The 20,120-nt window shown below is 68.5% G+C and carries 13 protein-coding genes and 1 CRISPR repeat array; of the genes, 1 reads left to right on the top strand and 12 read right to left on the bottom strand.

All coding sequences use genetic code 11. From position 1 onward, the window contains the following. Nucleotides 1-4: 4 nt before the first annotated feature. Nucleotides 5-1,819, top strand: a complete 1,815-nt coding sequence (locus FMP39_RS31170) for a serine/threonine-protein kinase (protein WP_228558496.1) — start codon at nucleotides 5-7, stop codon at nucleotides 1,817-1,819. Nucleotides 1,820-1,831: 12 nt separating this feature from the next. Here FMP39_RS31170 and FMP39_RS31165 read toward each other — a convergent pair whose 3' ends face one another. The 12 genes from FMP39_RS31165 to FMP39_RS31105 form a co-directional block, all read right to left on the bottom strand. Next, nucleotides 1,832-2,920: an AI-2E family transporter gene (locus tag FMP39_RS31165; protein WP_228558495.1), complete on the bottom strand. Its 1,089-nt coding sequence runs from the start codon at nucleotides 2,918-2,920 to the stop codon at nucleotides 1,832-1,834. A gap of 239 nt (nucleotides 2,921-3,159) precedes the next feature. Next, nucleotides 3,160-3,675, bottom strand: coding sequence for a hypothetical protein (locus tag FMP39_RS31160; RefSeq protein ID WP_141593719.1), 516 nt, complete (start codon nucleotides 3,673-3,675; stop codon nucleotides 3,160-3,162). Nucleotides 3,676-3,936: 261 nt separating this feature from the next. Then, complete coding sequence (locus FMP39_RS31150) at nucleotides 3,937-5,460, bottom strand: VWA domain-containing protein (RefSeq protein WP_141593718.1); 1,524 nt, start codon at nucleotides 5,458-5,460, stop codon at nucleotides 3,937-3,939. Continuing rightward, nucleotides 5,460-7,070 carry an AAA family ATPase gene (locus tag FMP39_RS31145; RefSeq protein WP_141593717.1) on the bottom strand — a complete coding sequence of 537 codons (1,611 nt, stop codon included), beginning with the start codon at nucleotides 7,068-7,070 and terminating at the stop codon, nucleotides 5,460-5,462. Before FMP39_RS31145 ends, FMP39_RS31150 begins: the two co-directional genes overlap by 1 nt. Before the next feature lie 174 nt (nucleotides 7,071-7,244). Continuing rightward, the gene (locus FMP39_RS31140; RefSeq protein ID WP_228558494.1) at nucleotides 7,245-7,790 is read right to left on the bottom strand and encodes a DUF1629 domain-containing protein; all 546 of its coding nucleotides are present in this window, start codon (nucleotides 7,788-7,790) and stop codon (nucleotides 7,245-7,247) included. 49 nt (nucleotides 7,791-7,839) lie between these two features. Further along, nucleotides 7,840-9,183, bottom strand: coding sequence for an AHH domain-containing protein (locus FMP39_RS31135; protein WP_141593715.1), 1,344 nt, complete (start codon nucleotides 9,181-9,183; stop codon nucleotides 7,840-7,842). 1,143 nt (nucleotides 9,184-10,326) lie between these two features. Continuing rightward, a CRISPR array of direct repeats spans nucleotides 10,327-13,256; the repeat unit is 36 nt; unit sequence GTGCTCAACGCCTTCCGGCATCACGGCGAGCGGGAC. A 286-nt stretch (nucleotides 13,257-13,542) separates the two neighbouring features. Continuing rightward, the gene (gene cmr6, locus FMP39_RS31130; protein WP_141593714.1) at nucleotides 13,543-14,610 is read right to left on the bottom strand and encodes a type III-B CRISPR module RAMP protein Cmr6; all 1,068 of its coding nucleotides are present in this window, start codon (nucleotides 14,608-14,610) and stop codon (nucleotides 13,543-13,545) included. After that, nucleotides 14,603-15,001 (bottom strand): type III-B CRISPR module-associated protein Cmr5, encoded by a 399-nt coding sequence (gene cmr5 / locus FMP39_RS31125; protein WP_141593713.1) that lies wholly within the window; start codon nucleotides 14,999-15,001, stop codon nucleotides 14,603-14,605. The genes cmr6 and cmr5 overlap by 8 nt, the downstream gene beginning before the upstream one ends. After that, the gene (cmr4, locus tag FMP39_RS31120; RefSeq protein ID WP_141593712.1) at nucleotides 14,998-15,942 is read right to left on the bottom strand and encodes a type III-B CRISPR module RAMP protein Cmr4; all 945 of its coding nucleotides are present in this window, start codon (nucleotides 15,940-15,942) and stop codon (nucleotides 14,998-15,000) included. The genes cmr5 and cmr4 overlap by 4 nt, the downstream gene beginning before the upstream one ends. A 2-nt stretch (nucleotides 15,943-15,944) precedes the next feature. Continuing rightward, a complete protein-coding gene (locus FMP39_RS31115) occupies nucleotides 15,945-17,153 on the bottom strand; it encodes a type III-B CRISPR module-associated Cmr3 family protein (protein WP_141593711.1) in 1,209 nt (402 codons plus the stop codon). Further along, nucleotides 17,150-18,934, bottom strand: a complete 1,785-nt coding sequence (gene cas10 / locus FMP39_RS31110) for a type III-B CRISPR-associated protein Cas10/Cmr2 (protein WP_141593710.1) — start codon at nucleotides 18,932-18,934, stop codon at nucleotides 17,150-17,152. Before cas10 ends, FMP39_RS31115 begins: the two co-directional genes overlap by 4 nt. 4 nt (nucleotides 18,935-18,938) lie before the next feature. Continuing rightward, the coding region (locus FMP39_RS31105) for an RAMP superfamily CRISPR-associated protein (RefSeq protein WP_141593709.1) at nucleotides 18,939-20,120 on the bottom strand (1,182 nt) is incomplete at its 5' end.

Below are 20,120 nucleotides of genomic sequence, written 5' to 3'. Positions count from 1 at the left end.
CGTGATGTCTCCACAGGCCCTGCCTGCCGGCACGCGCGTGGAACGCTGGCGCGTGGAGCGCCGCATCGGAGGCGGCGGCAACGGCACGGTGTACGAAGTGCGCTCGCGCTCCGAAGGCCGCAGCTACGCGCTCAAACTGGCCCACTCCCCCGGCGATCCGCGATTCCAGCGCGAGGCGCGGACGCTGCACCTGCTCCGCCACCCTGGAGTTGTGCGGCTGCAAGCAACGGGGACCTGGCGCGCAGGGACCGCCGCCTACCCATACCTCGTGCTGGAGTACGTGCGAGGCACCACGCTGTATGACTGGTCTCGGGCGCGCAATCCAACGGCGCGGCACGTCGCCGGCCTGTTGGCGCAGGCCGCGTGGGCCTTGGACGCCGCGCATCGCAGGCAGGTGCTTCACCGCGACTTCAAGGGGGAGAACCTTCGCGTCGAGGAACACGGAAGACTGGTGGTGCTGGACTGGGGCGCATGCTGGCATCCCCGTGCTGCCCCCATCACCTCCGCCGCGCGGCTGCCGCCCGGGACCGGGCCCTATCGCAGCCCCCAGGCCATCCTCTGGAGCATGAAGGCTCCACGGCAGACCGCCCGCTCCGAGCACTACCCCTACACGGTCGCGGACGAACTGTACGCGGTGGGCGTCACCTTTCACCGGTTGGTGGTGGAGCAGTATCCGCCGCTCGTCCTGGACAAGGCGCACTCCCCAGTGACCTCCACCGCCTTGAGAGCCCTCAACCCGCGTGTGCCCGAGCTGCTCGCACGCTGGATTGAGGGACTGCTCGCGTTCACCCCTGAAGCCCGGCCGCGCAGCGCGGGGGACCTCGCCCGGGAAGTCCAACAGGCCCAGGCGCACGCGGGACCGGACTGGGACGTCCCGCTGTTCGATTGGTACGAGGGGCCCTCCACGGCGACACGCACGACACGCGACGAGGACACCTGGGGCCTTGTGGCACCGGGAGAAGAAGCGGCCCTTCTCCATGCGAGGGCCCTACGCGCGGCCCGGGTTCAGCACCATCGAATGGGCCGCTGGCTGCGGCGCCGGGTGTTCTCGGAGGTCCAGACGCAACCTCGCACGGAGCCAGCGAGCCCGCCGGAGCCGAGGCACGAGAGCCGATGGGTGCGAGTCGCTGGAGCCCTGACGTTGGTTGCGTGCATGTCCTGGGGACTGACGCTCGCGGGCCCACCTCATGCCGCCCCCACTCCGTCTCATCCCGTTCAGCAACTGGCGCGGACCGGAGGACCAGCCGACACTGGTTCGCCCGCCACGGCCCTTCCGTTTTCCACCGCCGAGCCGCCATGGCCGGGAGATGCCATGTCCACGACCGAGCCCCACGCGCGCTGTGTCCCCCGACTCCACCGTTACCTGCTGGCAGCATTCACCGCGACCAGTCTCAATGCCTGCGCAGGCACGCAGGTCCGGCCCGAGCCCGCGCGCTGCCCTGCCGAAGCCCTGGAGTCCATGCGTCAACTCGGGCTCGACCTGAGGTCCCGCGGGCACATCCAGCTCGACATCCAGCAGCCGGACGATTCGTACCAAACGAACTACAGCATCGTCGTCAGCGACGGCCCCATCACCAGTCGGCTCGATGGGCCCATCGATCGCCTCCCGGCCAACACGCTCTTGTACGGGCGCATCTGGACGGGCGGGGAGAAAATCCAGGGCCGCTACACACGCGCGCGGACGCCAGACGGCAGCGAGTACCCGGTGTGCTTCATCCTGGGCAACGAGACAGGCATGTCCAAGTACCGGGGCTCACGGCCCGGCCACACCCGCGCGCATCCGTGGTCCAACGCCCAGGTGGTGGACCACTTCCCCTGACGCGGCTCCGGCTCACGGCGGCGCAATCGTCGAAGGCTTCTCGAGGACGCGCGCCTCGTCGCGCAGGCGCAGCTCGTTGCCCGCGGCGGAGAGGACCGCGGCGACGGGCACGGAGAGGAAGGCCCCGGCCACGCCGAAGAGCACGCCCCCAGCGGTGATGGACAGCAGGATGACCACCGGGTGCAGCGGCACCGCGCGCCCCATCACCACGGGCTCCAGGACGTTGCTCTCCAGTTGCTGCACGCCCAGCACTACGGCCAATGCCAGGAGCGCGTCGAGCGGCCCGTTGGTGATGAGCGCCACCAGCACCGCGACCACGCCCGCCAGGGTGGCGCCAATGACGGGAAAGAACCCGCCCACGAAGGTGAGCGCCGCCAGCGGAAGCACGAGCGGCACGCCGATGATGGCCAGGCCCGCGCCAATGCCCACCGCGTCCACCAGTGCGACGATGACGACGCCTCGCAGGTAACCGCTGAGTGTTCCCCAGGCGCGCAGACCCACGGCGCGCACCGTGTCACGCCGCGACGGTGACACCCGAGCCAGCACCCAGCCACCGAGCCGCTCGGTGTCCTTCACGAAGAAGAACAGCAGCGTCACCGTCAGCAGCCCGCCCGCCACCGCCTGCGCCGCGAAGTTGGCGCCCGCGAGGACGCCCGCGGTGATGCGCCCCAAGTTCGACTTCAAGTAGTCGAGCGCCTTTTCGAACAGGCCGTCGATCTGCGCCCGGGACACGGGGAGTTCCTGCGTCATCCAAACAATGAGGCCCTCCATTCCCTCCTTCACGTTCGAGCCCGCCGAGCCCACCTGCTGGACGATTCGGGGCACGAGCACGAACAGCCCGGCGGCCCCCACGAGGAGCAGCACCAGCAGCGCCAGCGCCGTCGCGAGCGCCCGGGGCACCCGGTGGGCGGACAGCCACCGGACGGGCGGGTACAGCAACGTCGCCAGCAGCAGCGCCGCCACTGTCGGCAGGACGATGAGGTAGAGCCGCGCCAGCAGCAGCACGAGCGCCACCACCGCGGCCGCGACCACGAGCAGCTTGCCGCTGAACAGCGCGCAGCGCGTGAGCCAGGAGGCAGAGGGCGGGTCCAGGGTGGTCATACGTCGTGCGCACCCTATGCACGAAGCGGCGCATGGCACCGGGAGGCTACCTGACGGTGTGGCCTCATGAACGGACGCGGTGGGCGCGCGGCGGGAATCCAACGGATGGCCAGGGCGGCCCGTCCCTCAATGGCGCGCCCCGAGGAAACTCAAGGCACATCCACGGCGCGGAACTGGTGACGGAAGTTCGCGCCCTGATGAGCCCAGTCACCACGCCAAGGCCTCGCCGCGCCCGGGCGTCAACTGGACTTACGGATGCAGATCTTCTTCAACGTCGCCGCGTAGGTGTCTTCCAAGGCCTTGTCGCTCTTCTTGTCACCGACCAGGACGGTGTACTTCAGCTCGTACTCGGCGTTCATCATGTTGAAGCGGACGCTGCCCGTGTACGTTTTTCCTCGTGGATCCGAGGCGGAATCGCCAGTGGACATGCCCACGCTCCTGGCCCAGGTCCACTTGCTCGCATCACAGCCAGGATGCCGGGAGAGGCTCTTGTTCGTTTCGCCGTAGGGCGTGTAGTCCACGTAGCAGCCCCCGTTCCGGGGGCGGAAGTGGATCCGGCAGTTGAGCTTGATGCCGTGGCCCGTTCCCAGGGCGTCGTTGTTTCGGATGGCGACGCAGTCCGTGGCGGCGTGCGCGCTCTCTGCCTTGATCTTCATGTACTTCTTCTCGAGGCTCACCTGCCCCTTGGCGGGCAGCGCTTCGCAATCCGAGGCGAAGGCCGGGCTGACGGCGAGGCACATGACCGCAGTGGCCATCCAGACGTTTCTCATGATTTCGCGTTCCCCTCAGGTCGATTCCCCATGCGTTCACGGCGCCCCCATGGGCGACCGTTTCGACCTGGCTCCACCATCGCGTCGAGATGTTGAGGGAGTGTGGAGAGGCTGCTGAGACGGCTGCGTTGGGGACCCACGCTTCGCGCTCCGGGCAGCTCGAACAAGGAGGAGCGGGTCGCGCTCCAACGCCTCGCCCCGCACGTCATGCGTGGCTTCGGGTGACCATGCACGGCGCTTTGGGGCCTACCACCCGCCAACGGCCGCCCAGTCCTGGAAGACGTGGACCGGGTCACAGATGGCGTGAAGGCCGGTGCGACCCCTGTTGCCAATCTGGACGCCGTGAAACCGGGTCCCCGCCTCGCGCGCCTGCTCGACCAGGTGGGGGAGGCTGACTGGCACCGGCCACTCGCCGTCACTGACGAAGAGCACGTCCGCCCGCTTCCAGTCCTTCTCTCCGAGGCGCTGGACCACCCTGGCCGTGACCTCGGAGACATCGCTGCCGCCTCCGAAGGATTGGCCGAGGAACGCCAGCAGTCGCCCGAGACCGCCCTCGGTCAGCGACAGCTCGAACTCCAGCACCTGCCCCGGACCACTGTAGGCGTAGAGAAAGCACCGGCGCTTCTCCGCATGGGCAGTCCGAAGTGCCTCCAGCACCAGGGCCTTCCCCACCTGCTCCGGAAGACCGTGCATCGAGCCGGACGTGTCCATGACGGCGATGATGGGACCGCGCCGCGGGCGTGGACTGCGTTGCTCGACGGCCTCTTCGCTGTCACGCTCGACGAGCGTTCGCTCCACTTCGAGCCCTTCGACGCGATACGTGAGCAACGCGCGCTCTGCCCGGCGCGCGTGCCACAGGTAGCGGAGCTTGGGATGCCCGAGGTTGACCGCTTCGGCAGGCAGCATTCGCGCCAGCTCTCCGCTCCGCTCGATGCCTCGGGTCTCCACCGGAACGCGCCTCGTCCAGACCTCGCGACGCTCCTCCTCCAGCCGTCTCATCGGGACGAAGACTGTCTCCGCGATGGTCTCTTCGGCGTCGCTCGCATGGAGTCGTCCCAGCGAGCGCACCACTTCGGTGAGCTGCGGCAACTGCTCGACGAGCTCACGAAGACGAACGAGGTCCGTCCACCCCGTGTGCCTCAGAACGCCGATGCTCAAGTCCCAGCCGCGCCCCATCAGCTCGCCGAGGTCACCGAACACGCCCGAGATCGCCGCCCAGATGCGCGTCCGCTCCTCCCAGCCCGCGAGGAGGTCCGTGTCTTCCTTCGCGGGCCTTTGCGCGACCTCCCGTTCGGCCTGCTGGCGCAGCCGCGCAACCGTGACCTCGTCGAGCTGCTTGGCCTTGCGGGCCTGTCGTTCTCGCTTCGCCGCCTGGGCTGCCTGCTCCTCCATCCGCTGGCGCTCGAGTTGCTCCAACTCGCGGAGGCGCGCGACGACCTCTGCGCGGACCACCGACGCCTGGCGCGTGAACGACGCGAGCACGTCTCGCAGAAAGGCGTCCACCAGCTCGGGCTGGCCCTTGCAGAAGCGCAAGATGTCCAAGGGCTCGGCGGCGAGCCGCGCGGGAGCGGCGATTCCGGGCAGCGGCCACGTCCCGTCCGGAGGGAGGCGTCCGTCGAGCAAGGCGTCACGCCAGGCGCGAAGGCCACGGACCCGCTCAGCGAGCGTTCCGACAGGAAGCGTGATGAGGTCGGGGAGGAACTGCTCTGGGCAGTCGTCGAGGAACGCGTAGCCCCGCTCCAGGACGCCCGCGTCAAAGGCCTCTTTCATCACGCCACTTCCTCACGAGGAAGCAGCCCGAAGCCCTGACGGAGCTTCTCGAGGCGCCCCAGCAGCGTGTCCACTTCACGCCGCGTCCCCTCCAGGCTTCGCGCCGCGGGCTCGGCAAAGTCGTCGGTCACCCAGAGGTGCGCGCGGATGTCCGCGTCCAGGCTGGCGATGTGGGCGAGCAGTTGCGCCTTGTAGGTCTCGACCTGCTGCCCGAGCGTGGTGAGTTCCTTGAGACAGGCATCCACATGCGCCGCCTTCTGGCGGGTCGGCTCCATGAAGGGCGGAAGGTCTACGGCTTCCATGTGCCAGTTCGCCTGGTTCGTGAGGTAGGCGTCACGGTTTGCCCAGTGCATGAACTGTGTCCAACCACCGGGAGCGTCCTGGGTCCACAACGGGTTCAGCTCGGCGAGCGTGAATCCCGCTCCAGTCTTGGTGCGGTCTTGAATCCTTCCTCTCATCCCATAATAAGAATGAGGACCCTCCGTATGAGCATCGTGTGGCGCGAGGAACAACAAGTCCCGGCCACGCTTGGCCTGCGCCTCGCCGACCTCGTTGACCGTGGGCTTTCCATCAGTGCCCTTGAACAAGAGGTTCCCGCTCTCGTCGCGCGCTTGGGAGCGGCTGTCCTGGTCCTGCTTGAGCCGGGCCTCCCAAGACACCACGATGCGCGTCAGCCGGGACGGGTCCATCGCCGCGCTCGCGCCGGCCCTCGCCGCGTACCAGTCGTGGACCTTGGCGCGCTGCTCGGGCTCGCTCCACAGGCAGTGCTGAAGCAGCCAGCAATCCCAGATGGACACCCGGTCCCGGCCGTTCGTGAGGGCCGCCGTCTGGAGGAGCTTCACGATCTTCCGCCAGCGGCGGTCCGACACCTGGATTCCCTCCGCCGTACACCAATCGCGCAGGTCGGCGAGCAGCGCCACGACGTCGTCGGGCACGGCCACCTCGGTCGCCGCCTGTCGAACCTCCGCCAGGTCCTCGTCGCTCAACCTGAGCTGCCGAGAGAACTCGGCGACCACGTCGCCCCGGAGCCCCAGCAGGGAGGGGAAGCCATCCTTCGACACGGGCCCGACGTGACAACGGAGCAGGAACCGGTCGAAGAGCGCGTCGAGTTCCTCCCCTTCGGGGAGCTCGTTGCTCGCGCCCACCACGGAGATCAGCGGGGTGGACTCGCGGCGCTTTCCGTTGTCGAACTCGCGCTCGTTGAGCAACGTGAGGAGCGCGTTGAGGATGGCGCTGTTCGCCTTGAAGATTTCATCGAGGAAGGCGACGGACGCCTTGGGGAGGTACGCCTCCGTGAGGCGCTCGTAGCGGTCCTCCTCCAGACCCTTGATGGACAGGGGCCCGAAGAGTTCCTCCGGCACCGTGAACCGCGTCAGCAGACGCTCGAAGTAGGTGGCCGGATGGAAGGCCAGATGCAGGCGCCTGGCGACCAGACTCTTCGCCGTCCCCGGCGGCCCGATGAGCAGCAGGTGCTCACCCGCGAGCGCGGCGAGCAGCGCGAGCCGGACCGGCACGTCTCGCTCGACGAGCCCGGTCAGCAGCGCATCGCGGAGCGCCTCGATGCGAGCGCTGAGGTCGGACGGCAGTTGCTTCTTCAAGGGTTCAGCCATGGCGTCTCCGTTCAGCGAATCAGCGCTGTTCAGACAGACGTCACGAACGGCCCGGCGCCATCGGTCGCCACAGAAAAAAGATGCGAAAAGAACAGCCAGCAGCAGCCCGGCGTCTACGCGCTGGATGGTACGACGTGCGGGTGCCGAGCTCGCCCCAACTGACCGGCATTGGGGCTAGACCTCCTCGAACTCCGCCCCCGTCACGTTCGCGCGCTCCATCGCCGTCTTGATGTCCTCAGAGACAATGAGCACTCCGGTCCAGCCCCAGGTGCGGAACACTTTGGCGTCGCCCACCTTCGTGGGGTCAATCCGCATTCCATAAACGCTTCGGTACATGCCGAGCTTTTCCGGCCGCCCATCCTCTGGCTTCCAGTACATCACGTCTTCCGATGCCTGGTCGTCGATGCACCGAACCAGCCGGGTCGCCACGAGAATGAGGTATTCATCGGGGCAACCCTGGATATCCACAGGTATCAACTGCACGTCGTTTGGGGCCATTTCCGCGAAGATGGCGGCGACACGGATGTGAACAACGGGAGTCGCTCCAGCGCCTGCGGTGCTGAAATCCAATCGCCTTCCTGGCTCGTCGATAGGAACCGTCAGGCGACCGGATACTTCCGTGGGGCGCCCTGACGAAAACGCCCTGAAGTTCTCCATCTCGTAGCCCTGTCCCGTCAACGGGTCGCCCAGGTACCAGTTTCCTGCCTGTACATTCTCCATGAGCCTGAAGTATCGCGATTGATTCAGCATGGCGGATTGCTCAATGGCGCTACTTGCCCTGAGTCACGAGCCTGTGGAGTGTCGTTCCTGGGGTCTGGGCTTCCGTGGCGAGACTGCGCAATTCCATCGTGAGGGCCTTTCGGCAAGCAACCACTGTCCGACACTCCCCCAATGCATCCTGGAGTCGCAAGAAAATTATATCGTGATACTTCTTGGGATGCGGCCCTTTGTGACCTGCGATTTCGACGATGTTCTCAGGATCCTTGAGTTCCATGCCAGCTCTCGCGAACAGTCGCCTGAATCGCGGTGTCCAAGGTCCACCTCTCAAGGCCGAGACGTCGTTCTTGTTCGTGGCGATGTGATGGCGCTCACTTCCACCGCCCCCCATGCCCTGGCTCGACATGGCCAGGGCGTTGGGGGCGAGCGCGATGGTGAAGCCCTCCGCTGTCACAGCGACGGTCCTCACGCCGCCTACAGCACCGTAACGGATGCCCGCCTGAGACTCCACGGCAAGAGCGGCCTGGGCGGAGCCCGGCAGCCTGGCGGCCTTCGCAGCCAACCCCGCCGTGCTCCCCACTGCGGCCGTGGACAGCATCACGAAGACGCGCGCCGCGTTCTCCCCGAGGACTTCCCCATACGCCTCACCCGCTGCGCTGAGCTGCGCGTAGGTCGTGGCCCGCTCCACCTCGTGCACCAAGGTCAGCCACCCGTCCAGCAGGCGCCACACCGTGTCCACGCCCAGGTAGGCGATGGCAAGGGCCGTCAGCGTCGCCGCGGCGCCCTTCGAGAGGGGCTCCGGTAGCGCCCAGAGCATGAGGTACATCGTCGCGCCGGCGGTGATGGTGGCCGTGACCGCGACGGGGTCTGTCATGTCCTCCAAGGCTTCGGCGGTCTCCTCCCACACCGAATCCATCGCAATGGCAAAGGCCCAGGTGAATTTTCCATCGCTGGCCAGCAACGGGCCTTCCTCCAACAGGCGCAAGCAGTCTCCAGGCCGGTCCTTTCGCTTGCACCACTGGCCATAGGCGCGCGTCAACTCCTCGTCCGAGTAGGACTCCAACAGATGGAGGCCGTCCGCGTCCTCGCGACGCTGGGGTGTCAACCGAGGAGGGCGGCTCTCATAGCCGTACACCCCGCTGCGGGACGGAATGCCGAAGAGGTCTCGTGCTTGCTGCATGGGATTGCGCCGAGGGCGGACATCCCGCGCGAGCGCTACGAGGGCCTGTTCAAACTCGTCGTCGTCGAGTTCGGCGGACTCCAGCTCCGCGCCTGCCTCCTCGCTCGGAGTGACAACGAAGGAGTCATGTCCGGTGTCCAGCCGCACGACTCGAGTTGTCGCGCAGCCAGTGACGACGGTGAGCAAGAGCAGCGACGCCGTCCATCGAAGCACGATGCAGTGTCCCCCGGAAAGAAGTCCGCCACACAGCAGGCTATACCATGAACATCAAAAAGAGCTGGCAATCACACAAGGCGAGCCCACGCCGACCTGGCCTCACCTGTTGCTGAGCACGCTTGTTGATGGATGGACGCCATGTTTGGAGCGCTCTGATTGATGGGCTTCCACTTGGAGGCTTCGAAAATGCCATCACGGAGCTGGAACACCCGAGGTCACGCTCGTGATGGGACCCAACTCCTCGACGCGACAGCAGTTTCCGCGAGATGCGGAACCGATTGCTCCCATCCTGCGGTTTTCCGGTCGAGTCAGAGCTGCCCGAAGGGCACCGCCGGAGGCTGCGAAGACCTTGACGCGACTGAGGAACGGTAGTCCCGATGCCATCAATCAGGCGGTTCTTCGGACCATCAACCAACGTGCGCGGAAACACTCAACGCCTTCCGGCATCACGGCGAGCGGGACACGGCCGATATCAGCGACAACGTGACGCCCGTGTAGTGCTCAACGCCTTCCGGCATCACGGCGAACGGGACATGTCTGGCAGCACCAGAACGGCGGAACCGACTAGTGCTCAACGCCTTCCGGCATCACAGCGAGCGGGACTGTCTACGTGTACCCAGACAGCAGTCCGTGGGCCAAGGATTGCTCAACGCCTTCCGGCATCACGGCGAGCGGGACATCTGTCCCGACAATGTGCGTCGGCACCTGCGTCAGTGCTCAACGCCTTCCGGCATCACGACGAGCGGGACTTACTGGGTAGGAGCCCCGTTTCCCCCTCGGGCAATCGTGCTCAACGCCTTCCGGCATCACGGCGAGCGGGACCGACGAGTGGTGGGCGCCCGAGATGGTACCGCATCTCTTGTGGTCAACGCCTTCCGGCATCAAAGCGAGCGGGACAGCGCTGCGGTGTCTCGCCAACTACGACACCTTGTGCTCAACGCCTTCCGGCATCAAGGCGAGCGGGACTGCGCAAAAAGTCCCGAACTTGTCAGTGGGGGAGTGGCGCTCAACGCCTTCCGGCATCACGGCGAGCGGGCCCCAGGAGCCGCCATGCACACCACGATCGAGCCGAGCCGGTGCTCAACGACTTCATCACGGCGAGCGGGACACCTGTCACCTAGGGGTGAGTGTCGCGCCCTGACTGAGCTCAACACCTTCCGGCATCACGGCGAGCGGGACTTCCGACGGTGCAGAACGCTGGCGAGAAGCTGGCCGAGCAGTGCTCAACGCCTTCCGGCATCACGGCGAGCGGGACCACTCGCGGCGCTGGAACACGCTCATCAGTCAACTCGTGCTCAACGCCTTCCGGCATCACGGCGAGCGGGACATGCCACGGTTGGAGATTGGCGCTGTCAATTTCAGTGCTCAACGCCTTCCGGCATCACGGCGAGCGGGACGAGAAGGAGGGCATCAGGCCGGGCATGGTGTTCAAGTGCTCAACGCCTTCCGGCATCACGGCGAGCGGGACACGACGTCCGGTGGTGTGACTCGGATCACCATCGAGAAGTGCTCAACGCCTTCCGGCATCACGGCGAGCGGGACCCCCGATGGCTTCGATGGTCCCCTTGATGGGGTTGTGCTCAACGCCTTCCGGCATCACGGCGAGCGGGACCTGAAGTCAACGTCATCCCCACGGAGCGTCCGCACGAGTGCTCAACGCCTTCCGGCATCACGGCGAGCGGGACGAGACGCTCGCACCGTCTGCTACCTGGAGAAGGAAGGTGCTCAACGCCTTCCGGCATCACGGCGAGCAGGACTCCCGACTGACATGAACGTCGGTATTGCTGTGCTTCGGTGCTCAACGCCTTCCAGCATCACGGCGAGCGGGACTTCGACCGGGGCTTCTTCAACTACGTCTTCCGGTGCCGGTGCTCAACGCCTTCCGGCATCACGGCGAGCGGGACATCAACCAGCAGACGCAGGCCAACAGGTCGAACATGTGCCCAACGCCTTCCGGCATCACGGCGAGTGGGACGCCGCTCACGCGGCCGAGTGCATTGATTCCCATCGTGTGCTCAACGCCTTCCGGCATCACGGCGAGCGGGACTTCCCGGAGATTGTGCGGAAGCAGGTCAGCACCTGGTGCTCAACGCCTTCCGGCATCACGGCGAGCGGGACAATTACCCCTCGGGCGACTCGGCCCCGAGCAGGAAGGAGTGCTCAACGCCTTCCGGCATCACGGCGAGCGGGACGGTCAGGAGATCACCGAAGATCTCCTGGAAGACGGCGCCAAGTGCTCAACGCCTTCCGGCATCACGACGAGCAGGGCTGCCAACGGTGGTCCGGTCATCACCACGATCAAACGGTGCTCAACGCCTTCCGGCATCACGGCGAGCGGGACGGCCGGACGCCGAAGATCCTCACCACCACGGGCGCGTGGTGCTCAACGCCTTCCGGCATCACGGCGAGCGGGACTCGCCAGTTCGATTTGGAGACGCTCGTGTCGGATGAGTGCTCAACGCCTTCCGGCATCACGGCGAGCGGGACCTGCGGAAGTGGATGGACGGACGCCCGGGGCACCGGTGCTCAACGCCTTCCGGCATCACGGCGAGCGGGACTGGGCGTTGGGGGGTCGGCCCGGGACGGGCTTGCCGTGCTCAACGCCTTCCGGCATCACGGCGAGCGGGACTCCTTCGGACGTGCGTCCTGGCGCCCGGGCCACCTGTGCTCAACGCCTTCCGGCATCACGGCGAGCGGGACCTATCCCTCGCAGTTGTCCTTCTGAGGTGGCGTGTGCTCAACGCCTTCCGGCATCACGGCGAGCGGGACGAACCGACCTGCTCGCGTTTCAGCGCCGCTGGGTGTGCTCAACGCCTTCCGGCATCACGGCGAGCGGGACCCCGCGGCCGGTGCCCATCTTCATCAGGGACTCCAAGGTGTGCTCAACGCCTTCCGGCATCACGGCGAGCGGGACGACTTCCAGACGTGGCCTGATGTTCGGGCCGTCAACAGTGCTCAACGCCTTCCGGCATCACGGCGAGCAGGACCGAGGGCTCCAGCATTACCTGCCCGAGAAGACGGAAAAGTGCTCAACGCCTTCCGGCATCACGGCGAGCGGGACGCGGGCGAGGTTCTCGTGGCGTTCCGCGAGAAGAACATGTGCTCAACGCCTTCCGGCATCACGGCGAGCGGGACTACGACGGCATTGGCCTTGATGACAGGTGGAATGAGTGCTCAACGCCTTCCGGCATCACGGCGAGCGGGACATACCGCTTCGCCCTGCGTGGCCGGACGGGACTGTGCTCAACGCCTTCCGGCATCACGGCGAGCGGGACCTGAGACGCCAATGCCACTGAGCACCGCACAGGAAACGTGCTCAACGCCTTCCGGCATCACGGCGAGCGGGACGCAGATGCTCAATGGGCTGGCCATCCTCGGCCCCACCAGGTGCTCAACGCCTTCCGGCATCACGGCGAGCGGGACGGCTGATGAAGCAATTGGGGTTCCGCTACATCAAGTGCTCAACGCCTTCCGGCATCACGGCGAGCGGGACGCGGGAATCCAGCAGGTGATGCGGACCTCGCGCCCGTTGGTGCTCAACGCCTTCCGGCATCACGGCGAGCGGGACGTTCACAAGCCTTGTGTGTGGGTGCGACTCATATAAGTGCTCAACGCCTTCCGGCATCACGGCGAGCGGGACTCCGAGCGTCGCAAGGACACCCAACGCGGTCTCGCGCAGGTGCTCAACGCCTTCCGGCATCACGGCGAGCGGGACGCCTCCTGGGAAGCGCTCACCACTGAAGAGGGCGAGTGCTCAACGCCTTCCGGCATCACGGCGAGCGGGACGACAGGACCCGGTGAAGGCGGTGGCTGGGCTGCTGGTGCTCAACGCCTTCCGGCATCACGGCGAGCGGGACCCGCGCGGCAGCCGTTTCGTTCGCCTCCAGGTCCTTCTGTGCTCAACGCCTTCCGGCATCACGGCGAGCGGGACATGCCGTTGAACGGCTGCTTCCCCTTGGGGGTCTCGTGCTCAACGCCTTCCGGCATCACGGCGAGCGGGACCGCTGGCGATGGAGGTGCTCGTCACGACGTAGCAGGTGCTCAACGCCTTCCGGCATCACGGCGAGCGGGACAGCCCGTCTGAATCTCCCAACAGTTCCGCCAACTTACCCGCCCCTTTTTCAAGCACCTCCCCCGCTTTCGCCCAGGTTGTGGCTCCCGGCCCCTACCCGGAAATCTGAACCACCTGAAATCACTCAGCTTTTCTTCAATCATGCACCTATTCACCTATCAAAGAGCCTCAACCCCACGAAACAACAGGGGAAATCGTCCACTTCGGGGGCGCGGGCCTCCGCCACGGCGAGGTGCTTGAATGTCATTCATCATACAACGCCCCCCGCGCGCGGTGGAGCAGCTCCCTCAGCGTCCCTCCACGTCCGTCCCCATCCGGGCGAGCAGCGCATCCCTTCGCGCTTCGAGCTTGGGGCTCTTGACGAGCGACCGCAGCGCCCTGGCCCCAGTGTCACGCGCTTCGGGGGACAGGGAGACCAGCCGCGACAGCCACTCCGTCTCGAAAACAGTCAACACCTGCTTCTGCTCCAGCTTGTCCGCGCGCCGGGCCTCCACCCACGCCAGAAACTCCGTCAGCGCCGGCGTGGCGCGAACGGGACGCCTCGGCGGCTGGATGGCGCAGGGCCCTTCCTGCACGAGCCTGCCGTACCCCGCCGCCGTCTTCCCGCCCACGCCCCAGTAGCGCAGCGCCTCGTCCAGGCGCCGCGCGGTCCACGCCAGGAAGGCCTCCGCCTGCGCATCAGCCTCCGTGCCCGGCGCCAGGCTCAGCGCCACGAGGAAGCGGCCTCCGGGGCGCACCGACAAGAAGGCCACGGGGTTGGGCGGCTCGTAATCGCTCGGCCACTCAGCCTTGCCGCCATACCAGCCGGGGTGATGGACGGTGAGCACGTCCCGGGCCAGGAACGACTGCGCGCGGTCCAGCCCCGTGACGCGCGAGCATGGCACCCACTGCGCGTCATGGAAGATGACTTCGCCCGCGTAGGCCTGCTCCGGCGCGCCCTCCTCCCCTGCCACGCCGAAGAGCCTCCGGCGCTCCTCCGCCGCGCCATCGCCATACACCGCGCGCAGGTAGCCCGCGAGCACGCCCTTCAGCGACGAGCCCGGCACCACGGGCACGCCCCACGTATGGTGCAGCGTCAGCCCCACCCCGGTGGGTGAAGCGTTGCCATGCCCCACCAGCAGGCGGCTCACCGCGCGCGCCGTGAAGGTCGCCGTATACGACTGCCGGAGCGCGTCCTCCCAGCGCTTGAACGCCTCCGCGTAGTCGTCCGGCTCGGGGTGCTGCTCCAGGCGGCTCAGCCAGTCCTCCCAAAGGTCCGCTGAGTGGTCCTTCTCCGGGGCATAGCGCTCATACACGAGCCCCGCGTGCGCGCTCTTCCCAACGGCGCCCACCACCCGGCGAAGGGCCTCACGCATGGCCGTGCTCCTCCGAAGGGAAGGTGGCTTGCACCGCGCGGCGGAACCACACCAGCAGCCGGAGCGACTCTCGCGTGGCCAGCATGTACGCGTCCAGCTCCAGCGCGCGCACCGCGCCCGGCAAGCCCTTCTTCAGCGCCTCCGCGGACAGCCCCGGGAGCCGCGCCCGCTCCAGACACCACTCCAGGTCCTTCAGCAAGCGCTCGGCGGCCGTGTTTCCGGCCTGCCGCTCCAGGAAGGCGAGCGCCGCTGCCAGCCCGTCGCGCAGCACCGCCGCGCCCAGCCCATTCACCCGGGGCTTGTAGTCCGCGCGCAGCGCCTGGCCCTCGACCTTCCGCACCCGCGCATAGGCATCGAGCGCACGCTGTTGCTCCCGTGTCTGTCCGGTCATCGGCCACCTCGCGCATCTGGAGCGCGCCACGCCAGCAGCCGGCACCGCCCGCGTCCCACGGTGGCCTTGCCTCCCAGCTGAAGCACCGTGCCCTCACCGCCGAACGCCGCATCCAGCACCGCGTCCGCCGCCAACTTGCGCGGCGCCGGGTTGAAGGTGCCCGTGGCCCCCATCACCCCCACGAGCAGCGTCTCCGCGGGCAGGCTCTCCTCCGTCCAAAGCTGCCCCTTGGCCGCGGTGCCCGTATCCGGGTCGATGCTCACACGCGTGTCCACCTGCGTGGCCGTCTCCCACAGGAAGGACATCGTCTCGTCATCCACCAGCACCAACCGCTTCGTCAGCAGCGCGCGCTCTGCCTCCGGCAGCATCCCGGCAAGCCCTTGGGCCCAGGCGTCCAGGGCCGCGTCGTCCTCCAGCGACACCGGCAGGTCCAGGTCCTCCAGGTACACGCGAGGCTCCGCCGTGCCGACGCCGCACACGACGGCGCTGGTCCGCACGGAGGCCACGCGGGCGCGGCGCTGGGGCAAGGGCTCCACCTTCGGCCAGACACCCTCCTCCCCGCCCAGGTCCCGCCGAGCGAGCGCGAGCAGCATGGGTGAGGTCACCAAGGCGAAGGTGCCCACGAAGCTGCGCACCGGCAGGGCGAGCAGCCGCGCGTCCCCCACCACCAGAGCGCCCGCGTAGTCCCCGGGCTCGTCGCCCTCCGGGCCCGCCTTCGCCCGCCGAGGCCCGAAGACGGCGTCGTGCAGGCCACACACGTCGCTCGACTTGTCACGAGGCCGCCTCAACTCGCGCAACACGCCCTTGAGGGACGAGCCGGGGACGAAGGGGATGCCCGTGGCCTTCAGCCGCGCCAGGGGCAGGTCGATGACACCCACGCTCTGTCCGGTGCCGACGTGCAGCGGTGACAGCGCGTGAAGAAGATAGGGTCGGCTCTCCATGCTCAGGCTCCTTGTCCGTGACGGGGCGGTTGCCACACGCCGGGCAGCACCTGCCCCAGCGCCTCCGCGTGGCCGCCGCCCCAGGAGGCCAGCCACAGCTTGCACAGCTCATCGGCGGTGAAGTCCTCGCCGCCGAGCTTCTCGAAGAAGTAGACGGCGCCCGCGGGCACCCACCGCCGCGTGGCGCGGGGCTGGCGCCGCACCATGTCCCAGCCCGACACCTCCAACGGCCGGGGCACCAGCGCGGCGCGCAGCACCACGGGCGCGTCGATGCACGGCAGCCGGCCCACATAGCGCGGCGGCGCCCCGGCCACGCGCTCGAAGTCGTCCGGCAACCACCCGCGCTGGAACTCCGCGGGCGTGGCCAGCACCAGGCGCAGGCCGCGCGTCGCCCGGGTCAGCCCATCCGGCGCGACGAAGAGGTTTGAGTCCAACCGCTCCACGTCCGACAGGCGGCGCCGTCCACCCAACCCCAACGGGCCGTGAGGCAGCCCCTTCGCCGAGTCCGGCCACGCGCAGGACACGCCGAGCGCCCACTCCTCCAGCGTGAGGCGCCCCGCGTCCCGCGACTGGACGCGCAGCCACTCCACGACCTCGCGGGAGTGGAGCATCGAGTCCTGCGACGCCTGCGTCTCCACGTCGATGGCCAGGTGGATGTCCGTGCGCGGCGGCGGCGCCTCCCGCTCCGGCACAAGCGAGTCCGACGCGCCGCTCAGCCACGCCACCATCGTGGCCTCCGGCCAGAACAGGGGCTGCGCCAGGGGCTTGCCGCGCGCGCTCCGGCGAGGGTGCCACAGCGCCTCGCGGGCGTCGTCCTCGTCCGGCCCCAGCGTCGCGGCGCCGCCGGGGTGGGGCTCCAGGCGCACCAGCCGCTCCGTGCCCGCCTCGTCGAGGACACGCACCGCGTCGGCGGGGACGGGCCACATCCGATGGGCCCGCGTGAAGACCGGCTCGCCCAGCGCGCGGCGCAGCGCGATGAAGCGCCGGAGCACCACCCGCGCGGAGTCACGCTCCCACGTCTCCGGGGACAGCGTGATGCGCTGGTCCGCCATGCGCTCATGGCCCCAGGCGGCGCGCAGGGCGCCTCTCACGGTGGTGGGCAAGGGCCACGGCAGCGAGTACCCACGCCCCACCTCCGAGGTGTACCAGCCCCGCCCGTCCTTGGCCGACAGCCCGTCGCGCGGCAGCAGCGCGAAGCACGCGTCACTCATCTCGCACCTTCCTTGTCCTGTGCTGAAGCAAGCCCGCGGCCCGCGCGCGCGAAGGTGTCAGCGACCAGCAGCCGTGACGCCCATTGCTCCAGTGCGTCCTGCGGCGCCATGGCCGAGGACAGCTCGAGCCCCACGTCCGCCGGGGTGAGCGGCTTGGGCGCGCGCCCCGCCTCGGCCCGGGCGAGGATGCGCCCGGCCTCGTCCCGCAACACCTCGGCCAGCTCGGGCGCCGAGGCGACGCCAGCGGGGAAGCGGCGCGCGAGGGCCGCCACCTCGTGGACCTTGCCCAACGGGAGCGGCAGGGCGTCCCGCGTGAGCAACGCCATGTCCGCCTCCAAGCGCGCCACAGGGTCGGTGCCCCAAGGCGCCGTCCACAGCCGCTCACGGCCGGCGTGCTTCGCCACGAGGATGGCCAGTGCGTCGCGGCCCGCCCTCTTCGCGGCGGTCTCCGCGCGGCGCCCCAGGGCCAGCAGCTCGCCCAGGCTCTCCAGGACATGGCCGATGCCCAACCCCACCGAGAGCGTGGGCACCTCGGCGCCCGTGCCCGCGAGCGCTCCTTCCAATGACGCACGGAAGGCAACCGCCAGCGCCCGGGCGCACGCGGGCGCGTCCATGGGCGTGACGAAGGCGAGCACGTCGTCCCCACCCGCGTAGACGAGCACACCCCGGTGCTCCACCTCGACGATGGCACGCGCCTTCCGAGTGAAGTCCGCGAGCGCCTGGGAGACACGCTGGTGCGCCAGATGTCCGTCGTGCCGCTTGGCGAGCGACTCCAGCGCGCGCCCCATCCGGTCCCCGTCCGCCACGAGGCACGCCACATAGGGGAAGGGCTCCGCGTCCGTGCCCATGGCGTCCCGCAGCGGCGCCACGAACTCGCGGCCGAAGCTGGCGGCGGCCTGGCGGGGCTCCGGGATGGGGTACTCCTCGAAGTACGGCTGCCAGCGCTCGGGGAGCAGCAACTGTCCATCGAAGGGGAAGGACTCCACCCAGGGGCGCTGCTTCCCGCTCACGGACTGGAAGCCCCGCGCCTCGCACGCAGCGCTGAGCCGAGCGAGCAGCTCCGGGTGCCGCGTCCCCGCCACCTGGAGCCAGGCCGCCAACCCGATGGAGGGCACGGGAACGAACTGTCCTGGCTGGCCTCCCGCGCGCTTGAGCACGCCGAGCGCGTCCAGTTCCTCGCGCAGGCCAATGCGGAAGTGTCGCCAGAGGTGGCCCGTCTGACGCTCGCGGCGCAGCAGTGACGGACGAGCGCCGTCGAGGCTCGACTTGTGCGTTCCCTCCGGTGGCCGCTGCTTCCACGGCGCGAACTCGCGCAGGCCCCGCCGGGACTCCAGGGCACGATCGGCCTCCGCCAGCGCGTCGGCGTAGCCCGTGGGCGCGTCCTCCACGAGAGCCCAAGCGGCGTGGACCTCCAGGAAGGTGTCGAGTTGCTCCGCGGCCAGCGCCTCCGCGCCCGGGATGAGCATGCACCGACACTTGTCGAAGACGCGCCCCCACTCGGCCCGCAGCCGGGACTTCGCCGCCTCCCGGGCGCGCCGGGCCACCTGCTCCGGCGCGTCCTCCACCAGGGCGACGACCTTGTTGGCCACCCCGGCGCGCGCGTCCCGCGCCTGGTCCGGGTGAGGGAAGGCGAGCGTGGCCTTGGACTCCAGCAGGGAGACCGCCATGGCCCGGGCCAGGTTCGACAAGACCTGGCTGCCGTACCAGAGGTCCCGCGTGCGGCGAGCCTGCGCGATGTAGCCCTGCACCGGGCCCACCTTGAGAACGAGGACGTGTTTCATGGGCTCACGCTTCCTGCGCCTTGCGGGTTTCCTTCAGCCACAGGAAGAAGGCGTCGCGCAGGTTGTCCGCGCGTTGGAGTGACTTGAAGAGGGGCTGGTCGTCCTGCGCGCGAAACGCGCGCGCGAAGGGCACGCGGGTGCGCGGGTCGGACTCCTTGAACTGCGTCATGACGACATGGCCTCCGCTGGGTGTCCCACGCTCCAGCCACAGCGCGATGGGCTCGAAGCGTCCATCCGCGAGCGGCAAGGCCTTGACGATGAGCGGCGACGCGAGCCGGTCCATCTGCTCCCACCGAGTCCCCACTTGCCGCTCCCACTGGAGCTGGACGTCGTCTGGCTCCTTGGGCTGGTAGTCGCCTCCCTCTCGCCGCTTCTGCTGGAAATGAAAGACAATGGGCAGCCCGAAGCCAGCGCGCGGCCAGGCCGGCGTCGCCGAGTGCTGTGGGCGCGGAGCGTGGACGTCTGGATAGGCATTGCCCGCGCGTCTGGATTGCCGGGACGGCCGCGCGAAACGGCGAATCTTGTCGGCCTCGGGCCAGTTGGAGCGGCCCGCGCGCTTCCCCTCGCCAGGGCTCCGCGCCACGCCCAACAGGTCGGCGCTTCCGGAGAACACAGGCTGCGTGCCCTGACGAAAGTCACGCAGCCAACCCAGCGCGGCCAGCCAGGCCTTTTCGCCGTCACGCTGCCTCGTGTTCGCGTCTCCCCGGAGGAGGTGCGCGCCCCTGAGCAAGGGCATGTCACAGGGATGCTCCGCCAGTTCGGGAGCGAAGAGCGGCACGTCTCCGAAGAGGCGCCGCAACGAAGCCCGGTCCGCCGAAGCGGGCAACCATTGGGCGATATCGGGGGCCGAGGGCTCCAGACAAACGGAGCCACAGCCGCGCCGGCCTCGCGAACCATACCCCCCGAACAGAATCCAGGCGCGAACCGCGTTGCGAACCTGCGCCATGGCGTCACCTTCGGGCGCGGTCACCTCCAGGTTGAAGCGGAGGCCCGGCTTCCAGCGAGGGACATCCGCCTCCTCCTTCCCGTTGCGAGCCGGCCACAGCGCATAGGCGGGCGGGGCGCCGAGGTCGATCTTCCCAGTGTCCGCGCCAGCGGGCTGGACCTCCGTCACTCGGACTTCTACCTGGGAGCGCCAGGCACGCGCGGCGACGCCATCAGCCGCATTCCCCGCCCGCCTATGCGC

It is taken from the genome of Myxococcus sp. AB056 (assembly GCF_006547365.1).
In the GTDB taxonomy this organism is placed as follows: Bacteria; Myxococcota; Myxococcia; order Myxococcales; family Myxococcaceae; genus Myxococcus; species Myxococcus virescens.
This window is presented reverse-complemented; position numbering and strand designations above follow the sequence as displayed.

Coding starts and splice junctions, on each gene's coding strand:
- cmr5 (WP_141593713.1), bottom strand. CDS start 15,001: ATGACCGGACAGACACGGGAGCAACAGCGTGCGCTCGATGCCTATGCG.
- FMP39_RS31170 (WP_228558496.1), top strand. CDS start 5: ATGTCTCCACAGGCCCTGCCTGCCGGCACGCGCGTGGAACGCTGGCGC.
- cmr4 (WP_141593712.1), bottom strand. CDS start 15,942: ATGGAGAGCCGACCCTATCTTCTTCACGCGCTGTCACCGCTGCACGTC.
- FMP39_RS31150 (WP_141593718.1), bottom strand. CDS start 5,460: ATGAAAGAGGCCTTTGACGCGGGCGTCCTGGAGCGGGGCTACGCGTTC.
- FMP39_RS31165 (WP_228558495.1), bottom strand. CDS start 2,920: ATGACCACCCTGGACCCGCCCTCTGCCTCCTGGCTCACGCGCTGCGCG.
- FMP39_RS31160 (WP_141593719.1), bottom strand. CDS start 3,675: ATGGCCACTGCGGTCATGTGCCTCGCCGTCAGCCCGGCCTTCGCCTCG.
- cas10 (WP_141593710.1), bottom strand. CDS start 18,934: ATGAAACACGTCCTCGTTCTCAAGGTGGGCCCGGTGCAGGGCTACATC.
- FMP39_RS31140 (WP_228558494.1), bottom strand. CDS start 7,790: ATGGAGAATGTACAGGCAGGAAACTGGTACCTGGGCGACCCGTTGACG.
- FMP39_RS31115 (WP_141593711.1), bottom strand. CDS start 17,153: ATGAGTGACGCGTGCTTCGCGCTGCTGCCGCGCGACGGGCTGTCGGCC.
- FMP39_RS31145 (WP_141593717.1), bottom strand. CDS start 7,070: ATGGCTGAACCCTTGAAGAAGCAACTGCCGTCCGACCTCAGCGCTCGC.
- cmr6 (WP_141593714.1), bottom strand. CDS start 14,610: ATGCGTGAGGCCCTTCGCCGGGTGGTGGGCGCCGTTGGGAAGAGCGCG.